The following is an 8,921-nucleotide window of genomic DNA, read 5'->3' as shown; positions in this document are numbered from 1 at the left end:
CTTATTTAGGACGGCACAAATAAGTACAAAAAAGCGAAGGGATGACCTTCGCTTTTCTTTATCTCATTGCTGTATGATTTTATTCAGTGAGTGACTCTTCTAACGCTTTTAAGCACAGCGCAACGTTTTCAGATCGAGCGCCGTAACCCATTAAGCCAATACGCCACGCTTTACCAGCTAATGCCCCAAGGCCTGCACCAATTTCTAGGTTATAGGTTTCTAGCAAGTGAGCACGAACTTTTGCTTCATCAATTCCTTCAGGCACGTAAATCGCATTTAATTGTGGCAACCGATGGGCTTCGTCCACAACAAATTCAAAGCCTAACTTTTGTAAGCCATTTTTGAGTTTTTCATGCATCAGTTGGTGACGAGCCCAAGCGTTTTCTAATCCTTCATTTTTCAGTATCAATAAAGCTTCATGAAGCGCATACAAGCTATTAACTGGCGCCGTATGATGATAACTACGCTTGCCTTCTCCACTCCAATACCCCAAAACTAAACTCTGATCGAGGAACCAACTCTGTACTGGTGTTGTTCTTGCTTGAATCTTTTCAATCGCGGCAGGAGAAAACGTCACTGGTGAGAGCCCAGGTACACATGACAAACATTTTTGACTACCAGAGTAAACCGCATCCAGTTGCCATTCATCCACTTTTAACGGCACACCACCAAGCGATGTCACCGCATCAACAATAGATAATGCATTATGCTGTTTCGCCAGCTTACCCAATGCTTGAGCATCACTGACTGCACCAGTTGAGGTTTCCGCATGCACAAAAGCAAGAATTTTTGTATCTGGGTGCTGTTCGAGTGCTTGCTCGACTTTATCAATGGAAACAGGCGTCCCCCATTCATCATCGACGATAACAACTTCACCACCAGCACGGACGACATTTTCGCGCATGCGTTCACCAAATACACCGTTACGGCAAACGATCACTTTATCACCTTTCTCGATCAAGTTTACAAAGCAGGTTTCCATCCCTGCACTACCTGGCGCTGAAACCGCAATAGTGAATTCATTGTCAGTTTGAAAGGCATACTTCAATAGCTGCTTGAGCTCATCCATCATACCGATAAACAGAGGATCAAGGTGACCTACAGTAGGACGACTTAGTGCTTGTAACACTTGAGGATAAATATCAGAAGGACCAGGTCCCATTAAAATACGGTGAGGTGGAATAAAGCTTTGGATCGACATGTCAGCTCCTTGATTATCTTTTATCCTGAGCATTCTAAAAGTTCTATTCAATAACATGGCTCAGGTGTAGGGTTCTTCACCCTAATAGATTTTTCCTCTATCAGCAATTAGCCGTAAGTATGGAGGTCAAACCAGTGTCACAAAATCGTTAATAAAAAACACCATAAAGGTTGAAATATTGATTGACATTAAGGCCTCAAAACCGTTCAATGTTTGAGCTTTATGTAGAAGAGGAGCGCTACCCAGGTAGATGATTTGTGGAACCGCAATTCCAACACCAATCATTGAGGGGGAGTAGTGCCGAGGTAAGTCAAAGTTGCAGGATTTGACTTGTCGGTTGAATTGGGCTGAATCCCATCAACTGTCATCAGCGCAGTCTGATGAAGGGCTTCTGAGGGTAAATTTTTCAAATAGCATTCTAAATACCTCTCTTTTTGCTCTGTTCCTTTTCTCACTAAACATTGGATGTACAATTTTTTAGGAAGCCGTGGGAGAACGCAGTGAGCGCATTTAACGTAGCTAAATTCGGTGGAACCAGCGTTGCCAACTTTGAGGCAATGAGTCGTTGCGCCACCATTATCGAAAACAATCCAAATACTCGCCTGGTCGTGAGCAGCGCTTGCTCTGGCGTCACCAACCTATTGGTAGAACTCGCCAACGGTGTTCAGGATCAAACGCACCGTACTGAGCTGCTGCAAAATCTGGCCAACATTCATGACGCCATTTTAACTCAGCTCGAAGACAGCACGAAAACTGCTGCCGAGGTGTATGGCATATTAGATACCGTAACCAGCCTGGCCGAGGCTGCATCTATCCAAGCTAGTGCGAAGTTAACCGATCATTTAGTCGCATGTGGCGAACTCATGTCGACGCATATTCTAACTCAGTTAATGTGTGAGCGAGGCATTCAAGCTGTGCGCTTTGATATCCGCGATGTGCTGCGTACTGATGACAACTTTGGTCGCGCGGAGCCAAACATTGAAGCAATTTCGACGCTTGCGCAAGATAAACTCGTACCACTTTGCCAACAATCCGTTGTTGTTACTCAAGGCTTCATAGGATCTGACGAAGCCGGTAATACAACAACATTAGGTCGAGGGGGCAGCGATTACAGCGCCGCCTTAATTGCTGAGAGCGTTAAAGCGGCAGGGCTAGAAATCTGGACTGATGTTCCGGGTATCTACACAACAGACCCGCGAATTGCACCAAAAGCCTCACCAATTCCCGAGATCAGCTTTAGTGAAGCTTCAGAAATGGCTAACTTTGGCGCTAAAATCCTTCACCCTTCTACGCTAGTACCCGCATTACGCCACGACATTCCGGTATTTGTAGGGTCATCGAAAGAGCCAGAAAAAGGGGGAACTTGGATTCGCCACCAAGTCGAAAGCTCACCGTTATTCCGTGCGCTAGCTTTGCGTTGTAACCAAACCATGGTAACGCTACGCAGCGCAAATATGTTCCACGCATACGGATTCTTAGCGAAGGTTTTTGAGATCCTTGCAAAGCATAAGATCTCTGTCGATTTGATCACGACATCTGAAATCAGTGTATCGTTAACACTTGATCAAACTGATACATCTGGCGGAGCACCACAGCTGCCGCAAGCTGCACGAGAAGAGTTAGAAGAGTTATGTAAGGTAGAAGTTGAACATGACCTATGCCTCGTTGCTCTCATTGGTAACAACATGAGTGAGAGTAAAGGCTACGCGAAACAGGTTTTTGGCACGCTAGAAGATTTTAACCTACGCATGATTTGTTATGGCGCTAGCCCTCACAACTTATGCTTCTTGCTCCATGAATCGGTATCGAAACAAGCCATACAAAAACTCCACACTGAGTTGTTTGAGAAGTAAGTTCAACTCAATAAAACAAAGGGCTGCGTATCTGCAGCCCTTTGTTGTTTCAATAGTTGTTACATTTGGACGAGGTAAACATCAATTTAACCGTTAATGTTTGGCCCTAACCATTTTTCAGCCTCGATCCTATCCCACCCCTTACGATCGGCGTAACTCTCTAGCTGATCTTCTTGGATCTGTGCGATCGCAAAGTAACGTGAGTCAGGATGAGAGAAATACCAACCAGAGACTGACGCGCCCGGATACATTGCATAGCTGGAGGTTAGAGTCATGCCAATATTCTCTTCCACATTAAGTAGCTCCCAAAGCGGTCCTTTTTCAGTATGCTCAGGGCACGCTGGATAACCTGGTGCAGGGCGAATACCTTGGTATTTTTCACGAATGAGATCATCGTTAGATAAATCTTCATCCGCAGCATAACCCCAAATTTCTTTACGGACACGCTCATGCAAATACTCAGCAAACGCTTCGGCTAGGCGATCCGCCACCGCTTGAATCATAATTGCGTTGTAATCATCTCCCTGTGCTTTGTATTCATCAGCAAGCTCTCGTTCACCAATACCACCAGTGACAGCAAATGCCCCTATCCAATCATGCTTACCCGACTCTTTAGGTGCGATGTAGTCGGATAAACAATAGTTGAATCCTTTTGGTTTCTCGGTCTGTTGTCGCAAGTTACGTAATACTTTCACAACGTCGGTACGAGTTTCATCAGCATAAACTTCAATGTCGTCCCCCACGCTCGCAGCAGGGAATAAGCCACACATTCCACGCGCTTTTAACAGGCCTTCTCGCTCAACTCGATCAAGTATCTCGTTGGCATCTTCGAATAAACGTTTTGCTTCTTCACCAACTTCTTCATGTTGGAAAATTGTTGGATACTTACCCACAAGTGACCAAGTCATAAAGAATGGTGTCCAATCAATGTATTGACGTAATATAGCCACATCAAAATCATCGAAGATATGAATGCCAGGCTTAACAGGCACTGGAGGTGTATAAGCTTCCCAATCGATCGCAACTTTATTCGCTCGAGCAGCTTCTAATGTCACTGGTTTGGTTCTCGGTTTCTTTCGATTATGTTGATCACGTACTCGTTCGTAATCAGCTTCAAGTTTTTCAACAAATTCAGGGCGACGTTCATCTGACAAAAGAGAAGTACATACGCCCACTGCACGTGAGGCGTTGTTCACGTAAACCACTGGATGCTTGTAATTTTGCTCAATCTTAACTGCTGTATGGGCTTTTGACGTTGTTGCGCCACCGATGAGAAGAGGTAAGTTAAAGTCGAGACGCTCCATCTCTTTTGCAACATGCACCATTTCGTCTAATGAAGGCGTGATCAACCCTGATAAACCAATAATATCGACGTTTTCTTCTTGCGCTACTTTTAAGATCTTTTCGCAAGGAACCATGACACCAAGATCGATAATTTCGTAGTTATTGCACTGCAATACAACGCCAACGATATTTTTCCCGATATCATGTACATCACCTTTGACCGTCGCTAGCAAAATCTTACCGTTTGTTTGTCCCACCTGCTTTTCTGCATTGATGTAGGGCTCGAGATGCGCGACTGCTTGCTTCATCACTCGGGCAGATTTTACGACCTGAGGAAGGAACATTTTACCTTCACCAAACAAGTCTCCGACGACGTTCATCCCATCCATTAGTGGGCCTTCAATCACCTCTAATGGCTTTGAAGCTTTGACACGAGCCTCTTCGGTATCATCAACGATGAACTCAGTTATTCCTTTCACTAACGCGTGCTCTAAGCGCTTTTCAACAGGCCAAGTTCTCCACTCAAGTGCAGAGGCATCCTCCTCTTTACCTACCCCTTTGCCTGCATATTCCGCCGCGATATCTAACAATCTCTCAGTGGCGTCATCACGACGGTTAAGAACGACATCTTCCACAGCCTCACGCAATTTTTCAGGCACGTTATCGTAGATTTCTAACTGACCCGCATTCACAATCCCCATATCCATACCATTTTTAAAACAGTGATAGAGGAACACCGCGTGAATCGCTTCACGTACATAGTTATTGCCACGGAAAGAGAATGAGACGTTAGAAACACCACCCGATATCATCGCATGTGGTAAATCACGTTTGATATCGCCAACGGCTTCAATGAAATCCACCGCGTAGTTATTATGCTCCTCGATCCCCGTAGCAATGGCAAAAATGTTTGGGTCAAAAATGATGTCTTCTGGTGGAAAGCCCACTTCATCAACAAGAATTCGGTAAGCGTTGGTACAAATTTCTACTTTGCGCTCACGTGTATCTGCTTGCCCAATCTCATCAAACGCCATCACAATCACAGCCGCACCGTAACGGCGGATCAACTTAGCTTGTTCAACAAATTTCTCTTTGCCTTCCTTGAGTGAGATCGAATTAACAATGCCTTTGCCTTGGATGCACTTAAGACCAGCTTCAATAACCTCCCACTTGGAAGAGTCAACCATGATTGGTACTTTTGAGATTTCAGGTTCTGACGCACAAAGGTTTAAAAAGCGAACCATACAAGCTTGTGCATCCAACATGCCTTCATCCATGTTGATATCGATAATTTGAGCGCCATTTTCAACTTGTTGACGAGCCACATCGAGCGCTTCATCGTACAGTTCTTCTTTAATCAAGCGCTTAAAACGCGCAGAACCGGTTACATTCGTACGCTCACCGACATTGATAAATAAAGAGTCTTTATCAATAGCGAGTGGCTCTAGGCCAGACAAGCGACAAGCAACGGGAAGTTCAGGTAATTGACGAGGGGCGATATTTTCAACCGCGAGTGCCATTTGGCGAATGTGCTCAGGAGTTGTACCACAACACCCACCAATCAAGTTTAAAAAGCCACTTTGAGCCCACTCTTTAACATGCTTAGCCATATCTTCTGGCGACAAATCGTATTCGCCGAATGCATTCGGAAGCCCAGCATTTGGGTGAGCGGAAACAAAAGATTCTGATATACGCGAGAGCTCTTCAACATAAGGACGCAGTTCATCCGGGCCAAGTGCACAGTTCAAACCAAACGAAATCGGTTTAACATGACGTAATGAGTTGTAAAACGCTTCTGTGGTTTGACCGGATAATGTTCTACCGGAAGCATCAGTAATAGTCCCCGAGATCATCACAGGTAACTCAATACCCATCTCTTCAAACACACTTTCAACAGCAAATGAACAAGCCTTAGCGTTAAGCGTATCGAAGATGGTCTCGATAAGAATAAGGTCTGAACCACCTTTAATAAGCGCTCGAGTCGATTCAGAGTAAGCCTCAACTAACTCGTCGAAAGAAACATTTCGATATCCGGGGTCATTTACATCAGGAGAAATAGAACAAGTTCGGTTTGTCGGCCCTAAAACCCCTGCGACATAACGTGGTTTATCGGGTGTTTTTGCGGTCCATTCGTCTGCAACTTCACGTGCAAGCTTGGCAGCTGCAAAGTTAATTTCTTCACTTAGGCTTTCCATCTCGTAGTCAGCCATCGCAATGGTTGTTGCGTTAAAAGTGTTGGTCTCAAGAATATCTGCACCCGCTTCTAAATATGCAGCGTGAATTTCCTTGATAAGTTGAGGCTGACTTAGAACCAACAGGTCGTTGTTACCTTTTAGATCACAATGCCAATCCGCAAAGCGCGTTCCTCGATAGTCTTGCTCTTCAAGTTTGTACCCTTGAATCATGGTTCCCATACCACCATCAATCAAAAGAATACGTTGCTTCAATTGAGCTTCAATCTGTTGTCTTACGTTACTTCCCACAGTACAGCCTCATTCCTTTAGTTATCTTTCCATCCTATCACACAAACTTCAGGAGTCTAGACGTCTAAACGTGGAATTAATGATTATTTTATCTCCTTCTTAACTTACAAAATAATCACGAAAAAATGTTTGCTATTTAAGCAGCATCAGCCGAGAATTCCATTCATAAAATGTTACAAATAGAGAGCTCTATGTCGGTCTATCATACTTTATGTTTTCTATCCGCAGCTGCGATGCTAATTGCTTTTGTAAACAGCAAGATAGGAAAGATGCAAACCACCATTGCGATTACCGCAGGTTCAATGGTGCTTTCACTTCTAATCTTAATTGCGGGTCAAAACAACTGGTTCCATCTCACCGAAATTGCGACGGAGACGGTCACAAGGATTAACTTCGAAGATTTCTTGCTCAAAGGCATTCTTGGCTTCTTACTATTTGCTGGTGGACTAGGCATCAAACTCCCGAACCTTAAAGATCAAAAGTGGGAGATCACTGTTTTAGCCCTTGGAGCTACACTGTTTTCTACGTTCTTTATTGGATTTGCGCTGTATGGGTTTTGTCAGTTAATTGGCATCCAATTTGATTTGGTCTACTGCTTACTATTTGGTGCTCTAATATCGCCAACTGACCCAATCGCTGTATTGGCTATTGTGAAAAAACTAGATGCTCCTAAACGTATCTCCACTCAGATTGAAGGAGAATCGCTCTTCAATGATGGCTTCGGTTTGGTTATCTTCGTCACTCTATTTACGATTGCATTTGGCACTGAGGCACCAACTGTAGGTAGTGTCACCTTACTCTTCATCCAAGAAGCTATCGGTGGTATCACATATGGTTTCGTCCTCGGTTTGCTATTCCACTACTTGATCAGTGCCACCGATGATCACTCAATGGAATTGTTACTTACCATTGGTGTCCCAACAGCAGGTTACGCATTTGCTGAATACATCCATGTATCAGGCCCACTCGCGATGGTTGTATCCGGTATTATGATTGGCAACTGGACACGCTTTATTGGCTTTTCAAAAGAGAGTGAAGATCACCTTGACCATTTTTGGGAGCTTGTTGATGAGTTCTTGAATGGCGTGTTATTCCTACTGATCGGCATGTCGATGCTGCTATTTGAATTCCACAAAGAAGACTGGATCATGATGGCTATTTCAGTCCCTCTTGTACTAGCAGCTCGCTATCTAAGTGTATTTCTTTCTTACATAGGCTTTAAACGTTACAGAAAATATAATCCATGGTCAGTGCGTATTTTGACGTGGGGCGGTTTACGCGGAGGCCTAGCACTAGCGATGGCACTTTCTATTCCATCTGGTATTTGGGTGATTCAAGATAAGTTAATCGATGTAAAAGAGATTATTCTTGTAATGACCTACTCCGTCGTGGTTTTCTCTATCCTCATTCAAGGCTCAACAATCACTCCAATGATTGAAAAAGCAAAAGCAGAAGAGAAGAAGATGGAAGAGAATAACCAAGCAATAACCACTCCGGAACATACGGAGCCATTGGACTCTTAAAGACACGTAACTTAATAAATAAAAAGCAGCTACCTAGCTGCTTTTTTCATAACTAATTTTCAGACTCCCCTTCAAGGACTAATGCTCCTTATTCTTTGATATACCTTCAAATATACTAAGAATCGCTACGCTACATTTTCATAGATACTAACTATTGCCGATAGATAGTATTCATAGACGAGCCTTTTAATTTACCCATTTTCATCTGTATCACTTCTCTTCCCTTGGCAATATAGGCTCCTCGCAAACATCAAAGCTAAACTTCCACAATACTTAGCAATGAGCGAGTTTGTATTTTTATGAGAAAGAGGCATTTAGGGTAATTGCGTTCAGAACCCAAACAGGTTAGCAACCTCACCAAGATAAAACTGAGCTAGCATTCAGGTAGATCAAAGCCTTAACAGAAATGTAGCCCCCCTCCCTCTTGATCTCAGTGAGACTAAACTTGTATTCAAAGTCGTCCTGTTTTCAAATTAGAAACAAGCGACACTTCAAACAATTAAACTCTGTCACATAACTAGATTTTCTAATATCGAATAAAAGGAGCTTTGGTGAATGAAGAGGCTCAAAACTAGCG

4 protein-coding genes and 1 riboswitch are annotated in these 8,921 nt (G+C 43.7%); of the genes, 2 read left to right on the top strand and 2 right to left on the bottom strand.

Annotation, left to right across the window (positions count from 1 at the left end; genetic code table 11):
• Nucleotides 1-79: 79 nt before the first annotated feature.
• Nucleotides 80-1,201, bottom strand: a complete 1,122-nt coding sequence (locus tag KI742_RS23360; RefSeq protein ID WP_017821323.1) for an alanine--glyoxylate aminotransferase family protein — start codon at nucleotides 1,199-1,201, stop codon at nucleotides 80-82.
• Between the two features lie 220 nt (nucleotides 1,202-1,421).
• Nucleotides 1,422-1,600, top strand: a riboswitch (Lysine riboswitch).
• Nucleotides 1,601-1,701: 101 nt separating this feature from the next.
• Here KI742_RS23360 and lysC point away from each other — a divergent pair.
• Entirely contained in the window at nucleotides 1,702-3,054 is a 1,353-nt protein-coding gene (lysC, locus tag KI742_RS23355) for a lysine-sensitive aspartokinase 3 (protein WP_017821324.1), read from the top strand.
• Between the two features lie 86 nt (nucleotides 3,055-3,140).
• Here lysC and metH read toward each other — a convergent pair whose 3' ends face one another.
• The gene (gene metH, locus KI742_RS23350) at nucleotides 3,141-6,821 is read right to left on the bottom strand and encodes a methionine synthase (RefSeq protein ID WP_285386332.1); all 3,681 of its coding nucleotides are present in this window, start codon (nucleotides 6,819-6,821) and stop codon (nucleotides 3,141-3,143) included.
• A 191-nt stretch (nucleotides 6,822-7,012) separates the two neighbouring features.
• Between metH and KI742_RS23345 the strand changes: the two genes are divergently transcribed.
• Nucleotides 7,013-8,344 carry a sodium:proton antiporter gene (locus tag KI742_RS23345; RefSeq protein WP_031781147.1) on the top strand — a complete coding sequence of 444 codons (1,332 nt, stop codon included), beginning with the start codon at nucleotides 7,013-7,015 and terminating at the stop codon, nucleotides 8,342-8,344.
• The last annotated feature ends 577 nt before the right edge of the window (nucleotides 8,345-8,921 follow it).

This window comes from Vibrio sp. D417a, assembly GCF_030248595.1.
Taxonomy (GTDB): Bacteria; Pseudomonadota; Gammaproteobacteria; order Enterobacterales; family Vibrionaceae; genus Vibrio; species Vibrio alginolyticus.
Note: the sequence above shows the minus strand (reverse complement) of the source record. Positions and strands in the feature narration are given on the sequence as shown.

What these genes read in the sequence shown, in the direction of transcription:
- KI742_RS23345 (WP_031781147.1), top strand. Translation starts at nt 7,013, where the DNA reads ATGTCGGTCTATCATACTTTATGTTTTCTATCCGCAGCTGCGATGCTA.
- KI742_RS23360 (WP_017821323.1), bottom strand. Translation starts at nt 1,201, where the DNA reads ATGTCGATCCAAAGCTTTATTCCACCTCACCGTATTTTAATGGGACCT.